The 19,702-nt window shown below is 25.3% G+C and carries 20 protein-coding genes; 7 read left to right on the forward strand and 13 right to left on the reverse strand.

Annotated features, from left to right (window positions below):
• Positions 1-10 precede the first annotated feature (10 nt).
• The 8 genes from ABLL_RS04285 to ABLL_RS04320 all read right to left on the reverse strand — a co-directional run bounded on the left by ABLL_RS04285 (position 11) and on the right by ABLL_RS04320 (position 5,039).
• On the reverse strand, positions 11-241 hold the full coding sequence (locus ABLL_RS04285; RefSeq protein WP_014473554.1) for a hypothetical protein: 231 nt from the start codon (positions 239-241) through the stop codon (positions 11-13).
• Between the two features lie 185 nt (positions 242-426).
• Positions 427-2,535 carry a heavy metal translocating P-type ATPase gene (locus ABLL_RS04290; protein ID WP_014473555.1) on the reverse strand — a complete coding sequence of 703 codons (2,109 nt, stop codon included), beginning with the start codon at positions 2,533-2,535 and terminating at the stop codon, positions 427-429.
• A 2-nt stretch (positions 2,536-2,537) separates the two neighbouring features.
• The gene (locus ABLL_RS04295; RefSeq protein ID WP_014473556.1) at positions 2,538-2,900 is read right to left on the reverse strand and encodes a YtxH domain-containing protein; all 363 of its coding nucleotides are present in this window, start codon (positions 2,898-2,900) and stop codon (positions 2,538-2,540) included.
• Positions 2,893-3,255: a hypothetical protein gene (locus ABLL_RS04300; protein WP_014473557.1), complete on the reverse strand. Its 363-nt coding sequence runs from the start codon at positions 3,253-3,255 to the stop codon at positions 2,893-2,895. The genes ABLL_RS04295 and ABLL_RS04300 overlap by 8 nt, the downstream gene beginning before the upstream one ends.
• On the reverse strand, positions 3,252-3,509 hold the full coding sequence (locus ABLL_RS04305) for a hypothetical protein (protein ID WP_014473558.1): 258 nt from the start codon (positions 3,507-3,509) through the stop codon (positions 3,252-3,254). The genes ABLL_RS04300 and ABLL_RS04305 overlap by 4 nt, the downstream gene beginning before the upstream one ends.
• 3 nt (positions 3,510-3,512) lie before the next feature.
• Positions 3,513-4,196, reverse strand: coding sequence for a DUF2202 domain-containing protein (locus tag ABLL_RS04310; RefSeq protein WP_014473559.1), 684 nt, complete (start codon positions 4,194-4,196; stop codon positions 3,513-3,515).
• Entirely contained in the window at positions 4,196-4,510 is a 315-nt protein-coding gene (locus tag ABLL_RS04315) for an HMA2 domain-containing protein (RefSeq protein ID WP_014473560.1), read from the reverse strand. The genes ABLL_RS04310 and ABLL_RS04315 overlap by 1 nt, the downstream gene beginning before the upstream one ends.
• 79 nt (positions 4,511-4,589) lie before the next feature.
• The gene (locus ABLL_RS04320) at positions 4,590-5,039 is read right to left on the reverse strand and encodes a Fur family transcriptional regulator (RefSeq protein ID WP_014473561.1); all 450 of its coding nucleotides are present in this window, start codon (positions 5,037-5,039) and stop codon (positions 4,590-4,592) included.
• 268 nt (positions 5,040-5,307) lie between these two features.
• Here ABLL_RS04320 and ABLL_RS04325 point away from each other — a divergent pair, with 268 nt between their 5' ends.
• The 3 genes from ABLL_RS04325 to ABLL_RS04335 all read left to right on the forward strand — a co-directional run bounded on the left by ABLL_RS04325 (position 5,308) and on the right by ABLL_RS04335 (position 7,424).
• A complete protein-coding gene (locus ABLL_RS04325) occupies positions 5,308-5,700 on the forward strand; it encodes a hypothetical protein (protein ID WP_014473562.1) in 393 nt (130 codons plus the stop codon).
• A gap of 67 nt (positions 5,701-5,767) precedes the next feature.
• Complete coding sequence (gene fumC, locus ABLL_RS04330) at positions 5,768-7,165, forward strand: class II fumarate hydratase (protein ID WP_014473563.1); 1,398 nt, start codon at positions 5,768-5,770, stop codon at positions 7,163-7,165.
• Positions 7,166-7,178: 13 nt separating this feature from the next.
• The gene (locus ABLL_RS04335) at positions 7,179-7,424 is read left to right on the forward strand and encodes a hypothetical protein (protein WP_014473564.1); all 246 of its coding nucleotides are present in this window, start codon (positions 7,179-7,181) and stop codon (positions 7,422-7,424) included.
• A gap of 27 nt (positions 7,425-7,451) precedes the next feature.
• Here the strand turns inward: ABLL_RS04335 and ABLL_RS04340 are convergent, their stop codons facing one another.
• Entirely contained in the window at positions 7,452-9,149 is a 1,698-nt protein-coding gene (locus tag ABLL_RS04340; RefSeq protein ID WP_014473565.1) for a sensor histidine kinase, read from the reverse strand.
• A 77-nt stretch (positions 9,150-9,226) separates the two neighbouring features.
• On the opposite strand from ABLL_RS04340, the gene ABLL_RS04345 reads away from it, so the two are divergent.
• Positions 9,227-9,913, forward strand: coding sequence for a response regulator transcription factor (locus ABLL_RS04345; RefSeq protein WP_014473566.1), 687 nt, complete (start codon positions 9,227-9,229; stop codon positions 9,911-9,913).
• Here the strand turns inward: ABLL_RS04345 and ABLL_RS04350 are convergent.
• The 4 genes from ABLL_RS04350 to ABLL_RS04365 are packed head-to-tail and all read right to left on the reverse strand — an operon-like array spanning position 9,910 to position 15,413.
• Complete coding sequence (locus tag ABLL_RS04350) at positions 9,910-11,070, reverse strand: TolC family protein (protein WP_014473567.1); 1,161 nt, start codon at positions 11,068-11,070, stop codon at positions 9,910-9,912. The two genes, ABLL_RS04345 and ABLL_RS04350, sit on opposite strands and share 4 nt — an antisense overlap.
• Positions 11,067-11,765 carry a hypothetical protein gene (locus tag ABLL_RS04355; RefSeq protein WP_014473568.1) on the reverse strand — a complete coding sequence of 233 codons (699 nt, stop codon included), beginning with the start codon at positions 11,763-11,765 and terminating at the stop codon, positions 11,067-11,069. Before ABLL_RS04355 ends, ABLL_RS04350 begins: the two co-directional genes overlap by 4 nt.
• A 2-nt stretch (positions 11,766-11,767) precedes the next feature.
• The gene (locus ABLL_RS04360) at positions 11,768-14,848 is read right to left on the reverse strand and encodes an efflux RND transporter permease subunit (protein ID WP_014473569.1); all 3,081 of its coding nucleotides are present in this window, start codon (positions 14,846-14,848) and stop codon (positions 11,768-11,770) included.
• 19 nt (positions 14,849-14,867) lie between these two features.
• On the reverse strand, positions 14,868-15,413 hold the full coding sequence (locus ABLL_RS04365; RefSeq protein ID WP_014473570.1) for a hypothetical protein: 546 nt from the start codon (positions 15,411-15,413) through the stop codon (positions 14,868-14,870).
• A 211-nt stretch (positions 15,414-15,624) separates the two neighbouring features.
• On the opposite strand from ABLL_RS04365, the gene ABLL_RS04370 reads away from it, so the two are divergent.
• From ABLL_RS04370 to ABLL_RS04380, 3 genes are read left to right on the forward strand one after another with little or no spacing between them, the layout of a single operon-like run.
• Complete coding sequence (locus ABLL_RS04370; RefSeq protein WP_014473571.1) at positions 15,625-17,763, forward strand: TonB-dependent siderophore receptor; 2,139 nt, start codon at positions 15,625-15,627, stop codon at positions 17,761-17,763.
• A 42-nt stretch (positions 17,764-17,805) separates the two neighbouring features.
• Positions 17,806-18,111 carry a hypothetical protein gene (locus ABLL_RS04375; protein WP_014473572.1) on the forward strand — a complete coding sequence of 102 codons (306 nt, stop codon included), beginning with the start codon at positions 17,806-17,808 and terminating at the stop codon, positions 18,109-18,111.
• Positions 18,112-18,119: 8 nt separating this feature from the next.
• Positions 18,120-19,700 carry a PepSY domain-containing protein gene (locus ABLL_RS04380; protein WP_014473573.1) on the forward strand — a complete coding sequence of 527 codons (1,581 nt, stop codon included), beginning with the start codon at positions 18,120-18,122 and terminating at the stop codon, positions 19,698-19,700.
• Positions 19,701-19,702: the final 2 nt, after the last annotated feature.

The following is a 19,702-nucleotide window of genomic DNA, read 5'->3' on the forward strand; positions in this document are numbered from 1 at the left end:
GTTGAAGATATTAATTAAGTTGAGTTTTTTGTTCTTTTGAATTTTTTATTTGTTTAGATTTTTTAGGTTGATAAAGCATATGATGCCAAAGTGCAAAACCACAGAAAGCAACACCTGCAACAACATGAGTTTTTTTAGCAATAGAATTTTTCATAAACATTGACGTAACAACTGTTGCACCAAGTGTCGCAGTCATTCCAATTTTTGCAGCTTCTTTTTGAAGTTCTAAATCAAATTTCATCTCTTAGTTTCCTTTTTTTTCTTTTTTCCATAGTTTTTACTGTTTTATTTACTGTTTTAACTGTTAAAATTGCTGTTAATGCTGTTGCAAATAATAATATAGGCATAAAAAAATCCTTTTGATAATAATTATCACAATTCTATCTATTTATACTTAAATAAAACTGATAACTATTATCATAGTTGTTAGATTTTTACACCTTTTATTGAGTTAAACAATAATCCAATAGTTGTACCATTGTGTAAAACTGCTGTTACAATTGGAGAAAATACTCCAAAAGTTGCACCTGCTAAAATACAAGAGTTTATACCAACTGTCGCATTGAAATTATTGTTTATTAAATTCATAGTTTTATTTGCATACTCTTTAGCTTCAATAACTGCTGCAATATCATCTTTTAATAGACTTATATCAGCAGTTGCTTTTGCTATATCTGCACCTCTACTCATAGAAATTCCTACATGAGCAGAGATTAGTGCAGGCGCATCATTTATTCCATCACCTACAAATGCTACTTTTTTACCTTCACTCATAAGCTCTTTTACAATATTAGCTTTATCTTGAGGTAAAAGTTCTGCTCTTACTTCATCAATACCTAGTTCATCAGCTAGCATTTGAGCTTTTTGTTTCGTATCACCTGTTAGCATAATTATATTTTTTACACCAAGTTTTTTTAGTTTTTTTATCGATTCTTTTGCATTAAATCTTAATTCATCAGCTAAACCAATAGTTCCTAAAAGTTTTCCATCATATCCAATATAAAGCAGAGTTTTCCCATTTTTTAATGAATTTTCTATTTTATCTATATGTTCACTAAAATCAATTTTTTCATCATCCTCAACAAAATGACGACTTCCTATAACAACTGATTTTCCATTTACTTCGGTTTTTACTCCATGTGCAACTATAAATTCAACTTCTTCATGGTGCATATGTACAAAACCTCTTTGTTTTGCAGCTTTTACAACAGCTTCTGCTACTGGATGAAAGTAGTGTTCTTCTGTTGAAGCTGTAAGATTTAGTAATTCTTCTTCACTCCATTTATCACTGTAAGATTCCACACTTATAACTTCAAGTTCACCTGCTGTTAAAGTTCCTGTTTTATCAAATACAAAAGTATCTGCATTGCTCAATGCTTCTATTGATTTTGCACCTTTTATCATAATTCCATTATGTCCAGCTTTTGAAATAGTTGATTTAAATGCAACAGGAGTTGCTAGTTTTAGTGCACATGAGTAATCAGCTTGTAAAATAGAAGCAACTCTTTCAAAATCTTTTGCAAATATATAAGAAACACCTGCAAGTCCAAGAGTAACAGGAACTAATTTATTTGCTAATTTATTTGCTTTTAGTTGAACAGATGATTTTTCATTTAATGAGTTTTCTATATAGTGTTTTATTCTTTGGGTTGCTGTATTAGCTCCTACATGTTCAGCCCAAATTCTAAATCTTCCTTCTTCAACAATTGTTCCAGAAATTACTCTATCGCCTCTATATTTTATTACAGGTTCAGCTTCTCCTGTCATAGAAACTTGATTTACACTTCCAGTTCCTTCTACTATATGTCCATCAACAGGGATGGTATTTCCAATCCCAACAACAACAATATCTCCTACTTCTACATCAGAACTTTTTATTAAAATTTCTGTAATTTTTCCATCAATCTTTCTTTCAACCCAAGCTTCTTCTACATTTGGTTTTGAAAGCTCTTTCAATAAATCATCACTTTTATGAACAGTTGTTTCTTCTATATATTCACCTAATTCAAGCATTGCATTTGTTGAGTTTGCAGCTAAATAATCTTTTCTGTATATTGAAATTGCAACTGCAGCACTTTCTAAAACTTTAGATGTTAAACCATCATTTAATAGTTCTTTTGAACCTTCAATCAATAAAGGAATAGAAGCAGCAGTTGTAATACCAGCTTTTAAAGTATTATTTGTAATAAATCTTTCAACAATTAAAGCAGAACTAGCTCTTATTATTCCTTTTAAAGAAGGTTCTTCATTACTTACGCAAGATACACAAACAGCTGCAATTTCTTCTTCACAAGATTTTAGTAATTCTTCAACTGTTAGAGTATCCAAAATTTTTTCTATTTTATTTGTAATATCACATTTAAGTTCAAAGATAATACTGTAAGCTTTTTTATTTATTCTTATATTTTCTATCTCTTTTATTTTTTTAAAGTAATTTTTTAAAACTTCTTCATCAATAAATTTTTCTTTTAATAAAAAGAGTTTATATCGAACTCTAGAAGCTGTTTGATGTACTTTTAGAAAATTTTTTTTCATTTTTATTGTTCTTGCTGAGCTTGCATTTGAGCTTTTGCATCTTCATATTTTTCTTTTAATTCTTCAATTCCTGCACTAAATAATTCACTTCCTTTTCCAAAAGCTTTTAAAATAGTTTCTTGTGCATTTTTATTAGTAAGAAGATAAGTTACAGCTGCACCTAAAAGAGCACCTTTTATAAAATCACCATTAGTAAATCCATTATTTTGTGTTGTTGATGGATTTTGAATAGGTGTTTGTAAAGGATTTAAATTTTGATTTATATATGGATTTTGATTTATATTTGCTCCTGATTGAATATTTTGAGCTCTGCTATTTTCAATATTTAAATCATATTGATTATTTGGTATATTTTGTTTATTCATAATCTTCTTCCTCAACTGTAAAATTTTCATTTGTCAAATATTTTTGGTCAAGTTTTTCTTCAATTACTTCAATTGCATATATTCCCATCATTCCAATAGAAGCAGCAGTTATTGCTTTGAAAAATCCACCTTTTTGACCTAAATAATTAGCAGTTGCAATTGCACTTCCTGTTGCAATTGCTCCTTGAGATGTTCTTTTAATAGTATCTTTTATAGCTTCTTTTTTTGTAATTTGTCTTGCTTGAGCTTTTTTATAATTGATTGCACCACTTATAACAGCACTAGCAACTGCACCACTTATAACGTGTCCTAGTACATTTCTTGGTGTTCCTGTATCAATAGTTATCTCTTTCATTCTGCTTCCTTAACTTTAGGTTTTCTTTGATATTTTCTTGTTTTTGGTTTTTCCGTAGTTTTTTCTTCACTTTTTTTTTCTATTTTTTCTTCAATACACTCTTTTGTTGCACATAATTTATCTTTTATCTCTTCAACACCATCTTTTGTTTTTTCAAATAATTCAGAAGTTTTCTTTTTTAGTTTATCTTTATTGCTAAAAGCAACAACAGCACCAGCACCAACAGCCAATCCTAATATAAATGGTAAAGCCATTTTTTACTCCTCTTCTTTTTTATCTTTTTTAGAGATATAGTTATTTAAAAGTGCAATAACAGCACCACCTAAAACAGCACCACTAACCATAGATAAGTTTAATTTTGAAAAGATTTGAGATATAGAATTTTCATCAATATTTCCAGACATAATATCATCTAAAATAACTTGATATTCTCCAAGTTTCTCCATGATATTTTCTTGAGATATATTTGATGTATTTCCAATATTGTAGTGATTTATTACACAATTTCTAAAAGCAGGTAAATGATTATTAAATGAAGCTGCTTGAAGTTTAAAAAGTGTATCTTTTATATCTGCATCTATTGTATAACTCAATAAATTGTTATACATTGCAATGTTATTTATTTCTGCAGCAACTCCCATTTCACAACATTCAATCAAAGTGTTTGGAATTTCTATTTTTGAAGCCCAATTATTTATAGGAACTTCAATATTATATCTTTGCATAAGTTGAATAAGCGCTGCGTAATGAATAGCTTCTGCTTCTTTTATATTTACAAAAGGTTGAACTAAACCAAATTTTTCAATTATTTTTGTATAAGTTTCATAAGCTTTAAATTCATCATAAACAGCAATTCTTAGAATTTGTGTTCTGATATCAATATCGCTATTAGTATCAATTCTTGCGTTTATTAATAACTGTTCATCAATATTTTCTTCCATTAAATTACCTCCTTTGCAAGTTCGTTTATTAATATAGATATCTCATCTATATTTTCATTTTTTACTAAATCTTCCCAAAGTTTTGGTTTGAAAATATTTGGGTCATAAGTAATTGTTACTGAGGCAATAATCTTATTTATTTTAATATGATTTATTCCATCAATCTTTTTTGGTAAATCTTCTATGTCACTTAAAGAGATATTTCCAGCATTTTGTGTTATTTTTGGATTTACTCTTACTCTTAATCTTCCTGGAGTATGTGCAATAATAGAAAAAAAACTAGCAATTTTTATAATATCATCTGTACTAATCAAAATAATCCTTTCTAAGATGTATTTTTTCTTTTTTAATATTAAATGGAACTTATTATAAACTAATAATTATTATCATGATTTATTGACAATCTTCACATAAACCATAAATTGTCATAACATGTTCTTTTAATATAAAATTATTTTTTGTTGCAATTTTAATTTGATTTAATTCAATTAAATCATCGTTAAATTCAATAATTTTCCCACAGTTCGTGCAGATTAAATGGTCATGATGTTCTGTAAGATTAAGTTCATATCTTAAAATACCATCTCCTATATCTAACTGATTTACTAATTTCATATCATGAAAAAATTTCATTGCTCTATAAACAGTGGCAATTCCTATTGATACATTATAAATAGATTTTATTTCATTTGATATTTCTTCAGCTGTTAGATGTTTTTTAGAAAAATATAATACTTTTAAAATATAATCTTTTTGGATAGAATTTTTTAAACCAATTTTAGAAACTTGTTTTTTAAAGTTTTTTAGAAAAATATTAAATGCTATATCTTGATTATTTTCCATTAATTTATCCCTTTTATTAATATAAAAATTATGCTAAAACTAAGAGTTAAACCATAAAGTTTCCACAAGTTCTTATGGATTTTAATATTTCTTTTGTACAAAGGTGAATTTGTTATTTCATTTTGATTATTTAGATTTTCCACATTAACTCCTTTTATAATCAAAAGGATATCATAAAATTCTTAAAAGAATATTGATTGTAATTATCATTTTAAATCAAATTTTAAGTATTTCATAAATATAATCAAAAAAACAAAAAAGGATTTTTATGTTGAATGTTACACTTTTAACATCTGTTGCAAAAAGTGCTTTAGTTGGAGCAGTAGCTACAAAAATAGTTGATACTTTAGTTTCTTCAAAAATAAATAATAAAATTGAACAAACAAAATGGCTTAGAAACACAAAGTTAGATCTGTTTTCAAAACTAACAGAAGAGATAATGCTAATAGATAATGAAAATTTTAAAACACAATTAAAAGATATAAAAAGAATATCAGCAAAAATAATTCTTTTAGTTAATGATAGAAAATTGGAAGATAAAATAGAAGATTATATAACTAGATTAAATAGATTTTCTCAAAATGAAAAGATTGAAAGAAATGCTTTATCTTTGCTAAATAAAGATATGATCTCTTTTTTACAGAAAAATATACGTTTATAAAAAATTAAATAATTATTAAGATATTATATATAATAATGATACTCTATATCAATTAATAGGAAAAACAATGGATTTTAGAATTGAAAAAGATACAATGGGTGAAATTAAAGTTCCAAATAATCAATATTGGGGTGCACAAACTCAAAGAAGTTTAGAAAACTTTCCAATCGGTGGTGAGAAAATGCCTAAAGAGATAATTGAAGGATTTGCTTATTTAAAAAAAGCTTGCGCTATTGTAAATAATAAATTAAATAGATTAGATAAAATAAAAACAGATGCAATTTGTGTAAGTTGTGATGAAATAATTCAAGGTAAATTAGCAAATGAATTTCCTTTGGTTGTTTGGCAAACAGGTTCAGGAACACAATCTAATATGAATGTAAATGAAGTAGTCGCTTCAAGAGCAACTGAAAACTTGGGAAAAGATTTTAGAGTTGAAAAACTTATTCATCCAAATGATGATGTAAATAAAGGACAAAGTTCAAACGATACTTATCCAACAGCTATGAGAATAGCATTTGTTCTTGAACTTCAAAAAAGATTGATTCCATCTATTAATGTTTTAAAATCAACTTTAGAAAATAAATCAAAAAAGTTTGAAAATATTGTAAAAATAGGAAGAACTCACCTTCAAGATGCAACACCTTTAACTTTAGGACAAGAAATTTCAGCTTATGTTGATATGTTAGATAAAGCTTTAAATCAAATTGATGATTCTATGAAATATATTGTTGAACTTGCTATTGGTGGAACTGCTGTTGGAACGGGACTAAATTCTCATCCAAATTTTTCACCTATGGTTTGTGAAGTTTTAAATATCTTAACAAATACAAAATATGAGTTTAAATCTCATCCAAATAAATTTCATGCTTTAACATCTCATGATGGAGAAGTTTTTTTAAGTGGAGCTTTAAATGCCCTTGCTTCAAATCTTATGAAAATAGCAAATGATATAAGATGGCTTTCATCAGGTCCTAGATGCGGAATAGGGGAGATTACAATTCCTGAAAATGAGCCAGGAAGTTCAATAATGCCAGGAAAAGTAAATCCAACTCAAAGTGAAGCTATGACAATGGTTGCTGTTCAAGTTATGGGAAATCATACAACTGTTAGTGTCGCTGCATCTCAGGGTAATTTTGAATTAAATGTATTTAAACCTGTAATTGCATTAAACATTATTCAATCAATAAGACTTTTAAGTGATACGATGCTTGCTTTTAATGATAATTGCGCAGTTGGAATAGAGCCAAATCTATCAAATATCAATAAATATCTAAATGATTCACTTATGCTTGTAACTGCACTTAATCCATATATTGGTTATGAAAAAGCTGCACTAATTGCAAAAACAGCTCATAAGAATGGAACAACATTAAAACAAGAAGCATTAAATCTTGGGATTTTGACTGAATCAGAGTTTGATTCTTATGTAAAACCAGAAAACATGATTCATCCTACTTTATAATTTGGAGAAATGATTGAAAGATTTAGAAAAGTATTTTTTAATAGAAGATTTTGAAGATGGTTGGGGTATGGAAGATGAGTTTATTTGTGAGGAACAATTATTTGATTATTGTGTTGAAGCTTTATTTATTCCTGATGAAAAAATTGAAGAGTTAAATATGATTGATGGTGAGTTAGAAATTTTTTTAAAAGATTTAGATGTTGAAGATATATCAGAAGATTGGTATGTCAATCTTATAAAAAATTCTAAAGATAACTAAATGTAAAATAGCAGAATTTCTGCTATTTTACACTTCAATAGAAAAAGCAACACCATTTTGTTTATTTGTAACTAAAATATTACCTTTAAAATGGCTTTCAATAATCATTTTAGACATATAAAGTCCTATTCCACTTCCTGTTTGTTTTGTAGTAAAATATGGTTCAAATATAAAATTTAAATATTTTTCTTCAATTCCACCAGCATTATCAAAAATGCTTGTAATTGAAAGATTATTTTTTATATTAATTTCTATTTTTATTTTTGGATTTTTTATATTTCTTGAAATAATTGCATCTTTTGCATTTGTTAAAATATTTAAAATAACTTGTGAATACTCATTTTCATAGGCGTTTATCTGTTTATCTTTGACTACTTTAAATTCAAAATCAATTTTATTATTTTCAAAAATTGGTTCCATTATATCTAAAGCTTTTTTTACAGCATTACTTATGTAAAAGAACTCTTTTTGTTTATTCGTTTTATAAAAATCTCGAAAATTATCTATAGTTTTAGACATAAAATCAAGTTGAGCATTTGATTCTTCTATTTTTTCATTTAGATATTTTTTATCAATAGGATTATCTTCATATGCTAGTTGTAAATTCATATTTATAAAACCAAGATGAGTTAAAGGTTGTCTCCATTGATGAGCGATATTGTTTATCATTTCTCCCATGGAAGCTAATTTACTTTGATGAATCAAAAGCTTTTCTTTTTCATTTTTTTCTTTTACTAATACTTTTAGCATATAACCCAATGCAAAACTAAAAATAAGTGATTCTAAAGGAGCACCTATATGAATAACATATATTCCACTTATTGGAGTAATTTGCCAATCTTCTGCAATATAAATAAATATAGATACTACTAACCAACCAATAGTATAAATAATTGCATATTTATCACCTTTTAAAATAGCTATAAATCCAGCAAATGCAGGAACTAAAAATCCTACATAAAACGGTAAATATTCATATAAAATTGAGTATTTATAGAAAAATATTGCAATTACATCTAAGATATTTAAAAAAATAAAAAAATTGATAAATTTGTGAATTTTTGGCATTTTTTCTTTTGTATTTAAAATACTTTGTGCAAATAAAAGAGTAAATAAAAAACTAAGTGTTTCACAAATATCAACTATTGCTTGAGCAGTAGAATTTGGATAAGCTTGAAAACTAAAATAAACAAAACCTATTAAAGATAATAAAACAAAAAACTGCATTAAAGAATAATATAAAAAACATCTCATTTTTGTTGAAAAAAATATGATTAAATAGTATAAAAATGCACAAAATATTATTCCATAAGATACACCATATAAAACACCTTCATATTTTAGTAAATAATTATATTCAAAACTAGAAATAATATTCCATCTAAATTCTGCTCTTTTAGGTTTGTCATAAATGTATTTAAAAAGAAATTCATTTTTTTGATTTTTATCTAATTTCACAACTATTAATTCATTGATTATTTCATATTTTATATCTGAAAAAACAAGTGAGTTTTTATCTGAAATAATAGTTAAATAATCTATTTGATTTCTGAGCTCATTTAAATCAATTTTAAATTTTATTGTAAACTCTTTTAACTGTTTATCTTTATATTCATCATATAAAGCCTCTTTAAAATTGATATGATCTTCTGATATATAATTTTGTACATAATAGTGACCATAAAGATTTGAAAATAATAAAAGAAAAAAAAGTAAATATTTCATTTTTCTATTATACAAATAAATTTATTAATATTAATAGTAATTATCATAATTTAGTTATGTTTTAGTATAATTCTTTTATGAGTAGAAATGAATTTAAAAATATTAAGATTTTATTTGTTGAAGATGAAGAGAATATTAGACTTAATGCAATATCTTATTTAAAAAGATTATTTGATGAGGTTTATGAAGCAAAAGATGCAGATGAAGCCTTTGAAATAATTGAATATAAAAAACCACATATCATAATAACAGATATAAATATGCCAAAAATAAATGGTTTAGAGATGGTAAGAAAAATAAGACAAAAAGATTTAAATACAAAAATAATAGTATTAAGTGCTTACACAAAAACAGACTATCTTTTAGATGCTGTTGAGTTGGGATTAGAAAAATATTTAGTAAAACCAATTCGCCATGAGACAATATTTCCTATTTTAAATAATTGTGTTACAAAAATAAAAAAAAGAGATAAAAATATAAAACTTTTATCAGAAGATTGTTATTTTGATGTTTTGAATAAATCATTGTATAAAAATGATGAAATCATAAAACTTACAAATAAAGAATCTGATTTTTTAGCACTTTTATGTGAAAATAGTAATAACTTAGTAACTTATGACACTATTGCAGCTATTGTTTGGAATGATACTTTTATGAGTGAAGATGCAATTCGTTCAGTTGCAAGAAAAGTTAGAAAAAAACTTCCTGAAAATAGCCTACAAAATTTTTCTAAAGTAGGTTATAAAATAGTTTTAAATAGTTAAATAATTTGAAAATATAACTTTAAAATCTCTTTTTGAATATTTAGTTTATATTTTTGTATATCCAAATTTCTAATCTCTTTTGAATTTTTTAAAGTTTGTACATCTTCTATTGCTTTAAAACCAGCTTGAAATTCTTCTTCATTTGATATTAAAAGTTCTTCAAAAAGATTTATATCTTTTGTTGCTAGATTTATTCTATTTTCGAATTGTTTAATAGTTTCAAAGGCACTTTCATAGATTTGTTCTAACTCTATTTTTATTAATTTTTCTTCTTTTTTATTTTGTAAATATATTAGTTTTGAATACTCTATATCATTTGAAAAGGTATAACTTAAAGGCATAAAAATAGAAGCTCCATAACTATAATAATCTTCATTTTTTATTTCGTTTGAATCTTCAATTCCTATTGTTGCATTTATTTTTAAAGCTGGTAAATAATCACTTTTTGTTTTTTTATAATTACTTTGACTTATTTTTGATTCAAGTTTTGCATAAAGATTTTTTGTTGCATTTTCTAAAAAAAGTTCTTTGGAAATCATAGGAATTTTTGGTAAATTTATATTTGAGATTTTATAAGAACTTAATTTTTTTATCTCATTTTCATACTTTACTTTTTCAAGTTGTAACTGCATTTTTGAATCTTCAAAACTGTTTTTTTTCATAATTGCATCATTTAAATCACTGATATTACTTTGTCCATTTTTGTATAAAGATTTTTTTATATTTACTTCAATTTCACTATTATTTATATTTAGAATATTTTGTTTTACATTTATATCATTTATTTTTGAATCTATTAAATTTTCATATAAAAAATTCAAATCTTCTAAATCTTGCATTTGAATTTTTAGTGCTTCTTGTTTGAATAAATAATTTGAATAATCAATTTGAGATATAATTCCACCAAAATCAAGCACTTTTTGACTTAAACTTAATGAATAATCTTTTGTTGTTAGGTTTTTATTATTTTTGCTTTGAGAAATGTTTATATTTAAATTTTCTAGCCATTCATATTTGTTTAATTCATTTTTTTCTTTTATACTTTTTATTTGCAAATCTTTTATTTCATTTTTTAAAGGCAATAAAATAGAATCATCTTTTTCATTTGCAAAGAGAAATAAACTTAAAAAAAATGGTATTAAAATTTTTTTCATCATTTAAACTCCACATTTATACTTTGTCCAAAATTTTTTGAGTCTATTTCTATTTCAGCTTTATATGCAGAAATAAAGATTTTATCAGGAGTAATATCAAGTTTTTTTAATCTAGCATTTGATTTTTTTCCATCTAAAAAAATCTCTTTTGAATGTATATTTTTATAATCTTCACTGTTTAAATAAATTACAAGTTTTGCACAACTAATATCATAAGCTGTTGCGATTTTTGTTCCTGCATTGACATAATCAAATTTATTTACAAGAAACTCTTTTAAATACAAATTACTTAAAGAAATCTCTTTTTTACTTAAAATATCTTTTGTATTTGCTATTGATAATTCTAAATTTTTGATACTATTTTTTAATTCAATAATTTCCATATATTTTTCATCTTTTTCATAATCACTTTTTCCAGTAATATTTTTGAATTTATTGTAATAATTTTGCAAAATAGTGAGTTTTTCATTGTAAAGTTTTAATTGGATTTGATAAAGATTTAAATTCTCTTTTTCTAAAGTATTATCAATTTTTATAATTACACCATTTACAAAATTCATCTCTTTATTTTTATCTAGATAAATAATTTCTCCACTGGTACTTGCGTAAATACTAAACTCTTCTTTGGGTTCTATTTTTGCTATATAATTATTTGCAAACAAAAAAATTGGTAGTAATAAAAAAATATATCGTATCATTGTTAATCCTTGATTTTATATAAAGTTGCAAAAAGTGCAGGAACATAAATAAGATTTAAAATTGTTCCCCATAAAATTCCAAAACCTAAAGAAACAGCTATAGGTTGAAGCATTATAGATTCTCCTATTGGGAAAAATATTAGAGTAAATAATCCAAGCATTGTCGTAATTGAAGTTATTAATATAGGACGAACTCTTTGTCTTGAGCGTTCAAAAAACTCTTTTTTTGTTCTTGTTTTATGTAAAAAATTTAACATTATAATTCCATCATTTATTACAACTCCTGCAAGTCCTAACATCCCTATCATTGATTGTGAGTTTAGATTTATTCCCATTATAAAATGACCAAGAATTGGACCTAAAATAGTAAAAGGTATAACAGATAAAATCACAAATGTACTTTTAAAAGAAGGAAAAATTATAAGTAATGTAATAAATATTAAAAACAAAGAGATTAAAAAAGCTTTGATTAAATCAAAAGCTAATTGTTCACTTTTTTCTTTTTCACCTCCAAAATTTACATTTACACCTTTTTCTTTTATTTCATTTATTATTTGTTCTAATTTTTTTAAAACTTCATTTGAATTTATGATGTCATTTTGTACATTTGCGAGAACTTTTTTGTAAATTTGTCTATTTATCTTTTCTATTTCATTGAAATTTTTTTCTATTTTAAAATCAACTACTTCTTTTAACTGTACAAATAATCCATCTTCTAGTGGTATATAAAAGTTTTGAAGTTCATTTAAACTGTCTTTGTATAGTGATTTTGTTGTAATCTTTATAATTCCATCTTCATTAAATGTAGTAGCTTGTTCTTTTTCCATAAAAAAACTGCTTACTGCTTTTGCAATATGTGTATCAGTAAGTCCTAATTGTCTTCCATAAGAATTTAGTATATATTTATATTCACTTTGACCAAGAAGAGTATTATCACTTATATCTTTTACACCATCAATTGTTGATAATTTTTCTTTTAACTTTTTGATACTTTCTATTAATAATGCTGTATTATTTGAATTTAAAAGAATTTCAATATCACTTGAAGCAACACCAATTCTGTGAGAAGTTACATTATGTTCAACAGCTTTATCTTCTTTTAATAAAGGAGTTATTAAATCTCTTATTTTATTCATAGCTTGAGTTGAATTTATCATTCTTACTTTATCAACTCTTTGGAAATCAAAACTAAAATTTAAAATAGGATTTATGTAATTCTCTACAAAATTTTCTTCTCTAAAATCTTCTAACTCAATCAATAATGTAAATCCATTTTCTATATCTTGAGCATTGTTTGTTAAGTCTTCATAAAAACCAACAGTTGTATTTATATTCTTTATATAAATCTCTTTTTTATTTGATAATAAGGCTTTTTCATATTTCTTTGCAATATCATTGGTAATATTCAAAGGAATAGAATCTTCAAGTTTAATGGATAATTTTATATTGTTTGAGTCAATATCAGGAAAAAGTTGAAATCTACTACTTTGTATTAAAAGAGCTGATAAAATTGGAATAGTTATAAAAAATGTGATTAAAAAACTTTTTTTATAATCTATTATTTTATGTAAAATTTTTTCATAAAAATTATAAAGTTTACTCCAATCCAGTTGCTTTTCATTTGCTTTTAAAATATGTTTTGAATGAAGTGGTAAAAATAAAAAAGATTCAATAATAGAAGACAAAATCAAACAAGATATAACAATAGGAATTAATTTAGTAAAAAGTCCCATTTCTCCTGTGATAAAAAGCATAGGTAAAAAAGCAAAAACAGTTGTCATTCCTGCTATTATAACAGGAGCTATCATCTGTTTTGTTCCTTTTAAAACAGCTTCATTTATTTTATATCCTTCATCAAGATGTCTTTGAATATTTTCACTTACAATTATTGCATCATCAACTACAATTCCTAATGCAATCAACATAGCCATCATTGAAACCATATTTAAGCTATAACCCATTATTTCAATAAACAATAATCCAATAATAAAAGAGAAAGGAATCCCTAAAATAATAACAAATGATAATCTAGGACTAATTAGAATATACATCGCTAATCCCACTAAAATTAAGCCTAAAGTGATATTTGCCAAAATAGTGTTTAATCTATCTTGTATAGGTTTTGAATTATCCCGTGAGATAATTAAAGAAATATCTTTATTTTCTTTTTCAGTTTTTTTAAGTAATTCTTTGATGTTTTTTGCAATTTCTAAACTATCACCATTTTTATCTTTGTAAACACGAAGTGTTAAAGTATTTTCTCCATTAAGCCTAGCAATAGTCTCTTCTTTTGGATAACCAACTGTAATATTTGCAATATCATTTAAATAGATTTTTTTACCATCAATTTTTAAAATACTGCTTTCCCAAAATTTTGTATCAAATTTATTATTATTTGCACTCAAATAGATACGATTACCAACTTGCTCTATATTTCCCACAGGATAAATATATGATAATTGGCTAATTGCATCTACAATGTTTGAACCATTTAGTTTATACATATTTATTTTTTTAGTATCTAAAATAAGTTCAATTTGTAAATCTGCATCCCCAAAATTTCTAACTTTATTTATATGTTTTATTTGCATAAGAGAGTTTTTTAAATTGTCTGCAATATTTAATAAATCTTTTTGTTCATATTTTGATGAAGATAATGAAATTGTTAATAATGACCATTCACTGTCCATTATTCTTATATTTGGTTCATCCATATCAGAAGGTAAATATCGTTTTGCAAGACTAACAGCATCTTTTATCTCACTTAGTTTTTGAGTTTTATCAACGCCATCTTGAATTTCAATATTAATTGAAAAAAAACCTGAATAGATATATGAAGTGATTTTCCCTAAACCAGAAATAGAATTGAGTTGATTTTCTATTTCACTAACTGCAAAATTATTCAGATTTTCAGCACTTGCTCCTGTATAACTTCCCTCTATATCAATAACTTCAAGTTGAGTTGTGGGAAAAACTTCTTTTGGAATTTTAAAATAAGAAAATATTCCTAAAATTAAAATAAATATTAAAATAGTATGATTAAACTGAGAATTTTTCAAAAAATAATCTATAATTTTGTTCATAACTAACCTTGTTTTTAATCTATAAAATAGAAAAATGAGTTGATATTTTTTGATTTATTTCGTCAATTGAGTGATTGAATCTAAAAAAAGACTCTTTTATATGATTTTGTAGATTTTCTTTTTTTATTCCTCTAAATTTTTTTAAACGATTGATTACAAAATTTTGTAAATTACTAGAAGAAATGTAATAACCTAAAATTGTAAAATTTTGTGTATTTTTATTGTAAATAATACGAACACCATCTCTTTTTGAATTATTGAGAAGATTTTTTTTAACATAATCTTTTATAAAAATATTTAGTTTTGTTAAATCCTTTGAATTTTCTTCAATTAAATAAATTTTATTGTTTGAACAAATGTAAAAAAAATATCTATTTTGAATTTTTATATATTCAATACAAAATATTTTTTCACTTAATAAAAATGGTTCATAATTTAAATAATCTCTAATCATTTTAAAATAGTAATTAATTGTTTGTCTACTTAGTTTGAGTTTATATGCAGTTTGTACTGCTGTTAAATCTTGGCAAAAATAGTGGCAAATTTTCTGTATTTTTAGTGACATATTTATTTTCTTAATCTCATTTATAATAAAAATTAAAGTATTTTAAATTAATAAAATGTCTAAAAAATGGCTTTTATTTAATATCTATTTTTATTATTTATTATTTGTCTTGTAGCTATTTTTGCTCAGTATAGATTAAGTAAAATGTTGAAATAATTCAAATTTTAATGAGATTAATTATCATAATTATAATAAACACAAGGAAATATAAATGTCGAATTTTAAAAGAAAAATGATACCTTTATCATTTTATGTATCATTAATCTTAGGAAATCAAGTATTTGCTGTTGAAAGTACACAACTTGAAGAGATTAAAGTTTCAGAAGAAGTAAATTCTCAATATTCAGAAGATACTAATTCTTATACTGTAAAGCAAATGAATACTGCAACTAAATTAAATCTATCAATAAAAGAAACACCACAATCTGTGGTTGTAATTACAAAGGAACAAATAGAAGATGAGAATTTAGAATCAATTGCAGATATTACAAGTAATGTTGCAGGTTTTAATTCGCCTACTTGGGATACAGAAAGAGTTTATATTACTTCAAGAGGATTTGAAGTAGATTATTATCAAATAGATGGAATACCTAGTAATTATTCAGGGGATGTGCAACAAGACTTATCTATGTACGATAGAGTTGAAATAGTAAAAGGTGCAAATGGTCTAATGACAGGAGCTGGAAGTCCAGCTGCTAGTATAAATATGGTAAGAAAACACGCAAATTCAAAAGAATTTACTGGAAATGTAAGTGTTAGTGCTGGATCTTGGGATACATACAAAGGTACAATTGATGTAACAACTCCATTAAATGAAGATGGAAGTGTAAGAGCTAGAGTTGTTGCAAAATATGGAGATGAAGACTCTTTTTTAAATTATTATAATAAAGAAACAAAAGTTTTATATGGAATTGTTGATGCTGATATTTCAGATGATACAAGAATATTTTTAGGTGCAAGTCAACAAAAAAATGATGCAACAGGAAGTACATGGGGTGGAGTTCCTGCTTGGTTTAGTGATGGAAGTGATACGAATTTTAGTAGAAGTACTTCTATTACTCCTGATTGGACATCTTGGAATACTGAAACAAAATCAGTATTTTCAGGAATTGAACACTATTTTAGAAATGATATAAAACTTAATGCAAATTATTCATATCTTGAATTTGATTCAAATAGTAAATTAACAATTTTAGGTTATGGAGTATTCCCTGATAAAACTACAGGTAAAGGAATATCAAGTAATTATCTTTGGAAAGGTGAATCAAAAGATAAAGAACATAATATTGATATTTATTCATCAATTCCTTTTGAATTAGCAAATAAAAATCATGAAATTATTTTGGGACTATCTTATAATCAAATCAAATCAATTTCAAATACAGCTTCAGTAATTTCAGAAACTGCATTTGATGCAGATGTATTAAATAACAGTGTTTATAACTGGAATTCAAATATTAGTGAACCAATTTGGGGTGATAGTAGTAGAACTGCTGATAGTAAAACAGAACAAACAGCAGCATATTTAGTAAGTAGATTATCATTAACTGATTCGTTAAATATGATATTAGGTGCAAGAGTAACGAAGTATGAATATAATAATATTCTTTCAAATTATGGATATGAACATAAAAATGAAATCACACCTTATGCTGGATTAGTTTATGATTTAGATGATAATCATTCAATTTATACGAGTTATACAAGTATTTTTAAACCTCAAGAAAATAAAGATGAAAGTGGGAAATATTTAGACCCAAAAGAAGGGAAAAGCTATGAAGTTGGAATAAAAGGTGAGTATTTTGACAATAGATTAAATGCTTCATTATCTCTATTTAGAATGGAACAAGATAATGTTGCAGAAAAAGCAGGTGTAAATAGTACAACTTTAGAAGATTATTATAAAGGTGTAGATGGAACTACAAGCAAAGGTATTGAAATTGATATAAGAGGAGAAATTACAGATAATTGGAATGCCGCTTTAAGTCTTGTGAGCTTTGAAGCAAAAGATTCAGAAGATAAAGATGTTTCAACAACTGCACCAAGAAATCAAGTTGTACTTTCAAGTAAATATAAACTTGGGAAATATAGCTTTGGTGGTAGTGTAAATTGGCAAGATAAGTTTTATTCAGATGTGACTAATCCTCTTGGAGATTCAGAAAGATTAACTCAAGATGATGTAGTTGTTGTAAATCTGATGGCAAAATATGAACTTACAAAAAATTTATCAGCTCAACTAAATATAAATAATCTATTTGATAAAGATTATTATTCAAATATTGTTTATGATATGCAATATATCTATGGTGATCCAAGAAATACGACAGTATCTTTAAAATATAAATTTTAAAAAATAAAGGGATTTTAATCTCTTTATTTTAAAGGAAAAAAAATGAAAGAATTAATAAAAACTTTATCAATTCCTGAAAAAAGTGGTAAAAAAATAGGAGTATTTAGAACAATCTGTGCTATTTTGGGAGGATTAGTTGTAGCTTATCTGGGTATGACTTTATTTATATATATAATCCCTGGAAAGCCTGGCGAATCTATAATTGTTCCTTTACTTTTTAATACTATGGCTTGGGCAATGATTGCTTTATGGATAAGTGTAGCACCTACAAAATTAAGTGCTTTATTAAGAGTTATTATTCCAACTTTTATATTTTTAATTCTAATAGCTATTTTATATAATATTTAAGGAAAAAAATGAGTAATAATTTAGAAAAAGAATCAAATAAACTATTAAAACAAAGACTTCAAAGAGTGCATGTGGCAACAGGGATAAGTTTTTCTTTACTTATGTATGTAGCTGTATTTTTTGGGATATTTGCAATTTTACTTCCATATATTCAAGTCTGGGAAAAACCTTCACGACACTTTAAAACAGCTGAACCAACAACTATAAATTATAGTGCGATGATAGATCCTGTTTTAGCTGATTCTGAATATCCAAAAATAAATCCAATATCTATAATTTTCCCTGGAACTATGGAAGATCCAGCTCTTAGAATTTCAACTGAGTTTACAAAAACAAAAGTTTTTAATCCAAATACAAATTTAGAAGTTGAAAATGAAGATGAATTATCTCAATTGGCTAGGTTTTTAAATCATATGCATTATGGAAGACCATTTAAAGATTTTGGTTATATTGTTTTTGGTTTTACAGCAGTTGCTGGAATGTTTTTAGTTATTGGTGGAGTGATTTTAGTAATAAAAATAAAATATAAAAATAGTACAACTACAAAAACAGGATTTTTCTCAAAATGGCATAGAAAAATATTTACTTGGATTTTTCCTCCTTTTATAATAATCACATTAACAGGTGCATTTATGAACATAGGATATGATGGTTCAGCTCCTATGACATATTTAGCTTCAAAAGGAAAAACTCACGATGTATGGAATCTAACTGGACCAATTTTATATCCTGATGAACCTAGAATTGAAAAGAAAAATGATAATGTTCAAATGCTTTCAATAAATGAGCTACTAAAAAAAGCAAAAGAGATTAATCCAAATATAGATTTTCAAAAAGTAAAAATCATAAATTGGCAAGATTCAAGTGCAATAGCAAAATTTGAAGGTTATAATCCATATATGCCATTTTTAAATGGTATTTCAAATAATCCTAGCGTAACTCTAAGTGGAGTTGATGGAACTTTAATATCACAACAAAAAGTGATGGATAAGCACTGGTCAGGTCTATTTTATGATAGTATTTTCTTCTTACACTTTTTATTTGGAGTTGATACTTTTACAAGATTATTTATAGCTTCTATTATGCTTATATCAACATTTGCTTTAGGTTTTGGGGTTTTATTATGGCTTGAAAAAAGAGCAAGAAAGTTTCCTGATACAATCCCTGTTTATCAAGGTTTTGGGAAATTATCACTTGCAGTTATGATAGGAGTTATTCCAGCAACTGGATTATTATTTACTCTTCAATGGTTACTTCCTTTTGATATGGAAAATAGAGTTTTAATTCAAAAAGGTTTATTTGCAATTCTTTGGGTAGGAACTTTAACTTGGGCTTTTTATAGATTAAACTCATATCAAACAGCAAAAGAGTTTTTATATCTTGGAGGTGCTTTATTTGTTTTAAGTCCTTTTATTCATTTTATTAATAGTGGTTTTACTCCAATAACTTTATGGAATGAAGATATGAAAGTGATTTTAAGTGTAGATATTGGCTTATTTATATTAGGGATAATTCTGGTTTTTGTAGGATATAAACTTCCTACTAAAAGAGAAAAAATTCAAAAGTTTTGGATTAAAGAAAATCAATAAAA

This window comes from Arcobacter sp. L (genome assembly GCF_000284235.1).
GTDB lineage: Bacteria > Campylobacterota > Campylobacteria > Campylobacterales > Arcobacteraceae > Aliarcobacter > Aliarcobacter defluvii.

Coding starts and splice junctions, on each gene's coding strand:
- ABLL_RS04345 (WP_014473566.1), top strand. CDS start 9,227: ATGAGTAGAAATGAATTTAAAAATATTAAGATTTTATTTGTTGAAGAT.
- fumC (WP_014473563.1), top strand. CDS start 5,768: ATGGATTTTAGAATTGAAAAAGATACAATGGGTGAAATTAAAGTTCCA.
- ABLL_RS04305 (WP_014473558.1), bottom strand. CDS start 3,509: ATGGCTTTACCATTTATATTAGGATTGGCTGTTGGTGCTGGTGCTGTT.
- ABLL_RS04285 (WP_014473554.1), bottom strand. CDS start 241: ATGAAATTTGATTTAGAACTTCAAAAAGAAGCTGCAAAAATTGGAATG.
- ABLL_RS04380 (WP_014473573.1), top strand. CDS start 18,120: ATGAGTAATAATTTAGAAAAAGAATCAAATAAACTATTAAAACAAAGA.
- ABLL_RS04295 (WP_014473556.1), bottom strand. CDS start 2,900: ATGAATAAACAAAATATACCAAATAATCAATATGATTTAAATATTGAA.
- ABLL_RS04370 (WP_014473571.1), top strand. CDS start 15,625: ATGTCGAATTTTAAAAGAAAAATGATACCTTTATCATTTTATGTATCA.
- ABLL_RS04310 (WP_014473559.1), bottom strand. CDS start 4,196: ATGGAAGAAAATATTGATGAACAGTTATTAATAAACGCAAGAATTGAT.
- ABLL_RS04290 (WP_014473555.1), bottom strand. CDS start 2,535: ATGAAAAAAAATTTTCTAAAAGTACATCAAACAGCTTCTAGAGTTCGA.
- ABLL_RS04320 (WP_014473561.1), bottom strand. CDS start 5,039: ATGGAAAATAATCAAGATATAGCATTTAATATTTTTCTAAAAAACTTT.
- ABLL_RS04360 (WP_014473569.1), bottom strand. CDS start 14,848: ATGAACAAAATTATAGATTATTTTTTGAAAAATTCTCAGTTTAATCAT.
- ABLL_RS04340 (WP_014473565.1), bottom strand. CDS start 9,149: ATGAAATATTTACTTTTTTTTCTTTTATTATTTTCAAATCTTTATGGT.
- ABLL_RS04325 (WP_014473562.1), top strand. CDS start 5,308: ATGTTGAATGTTACACTTTTAACATCTGTTGCAAAAAGTGCTTTAGTT.
- ABLL_RS04375 (WP_014473572.1), top strand. CDS start 17,806: ATGAAAGAATTAATAAAAACTTTATCAATTCCTGAAAAAAGTGGTAAA.
- ABLL_RS04365 (WP_014473570.1), bottom strand. CDS start 15,413: ATGTCACTAAAAATACAGAAAATTTGCCACTATTTTTGCCAAGATTTA.
- ABLL_RS04350 (WP_014473567.1), bottom strand. CDS start 11,070: ATGATGAAAAAAATTTTAATACCATTTTTTTTAAGTTTATTTCTCTTT.
- ABLL_RS04300 (WP_014473557.1), bottom strand. CDS start 3,255: ATGAAAGAGATAACTATTGATACAGGAACACCAAGAAATGTACTAGGA.
- ABLL_RS04355 (WP_014473568.1), bottom strand. CDS start 11,765: ATGATACGATATATTTTTTTATTACTACCAATTTTTTTGTTTGCAAAT.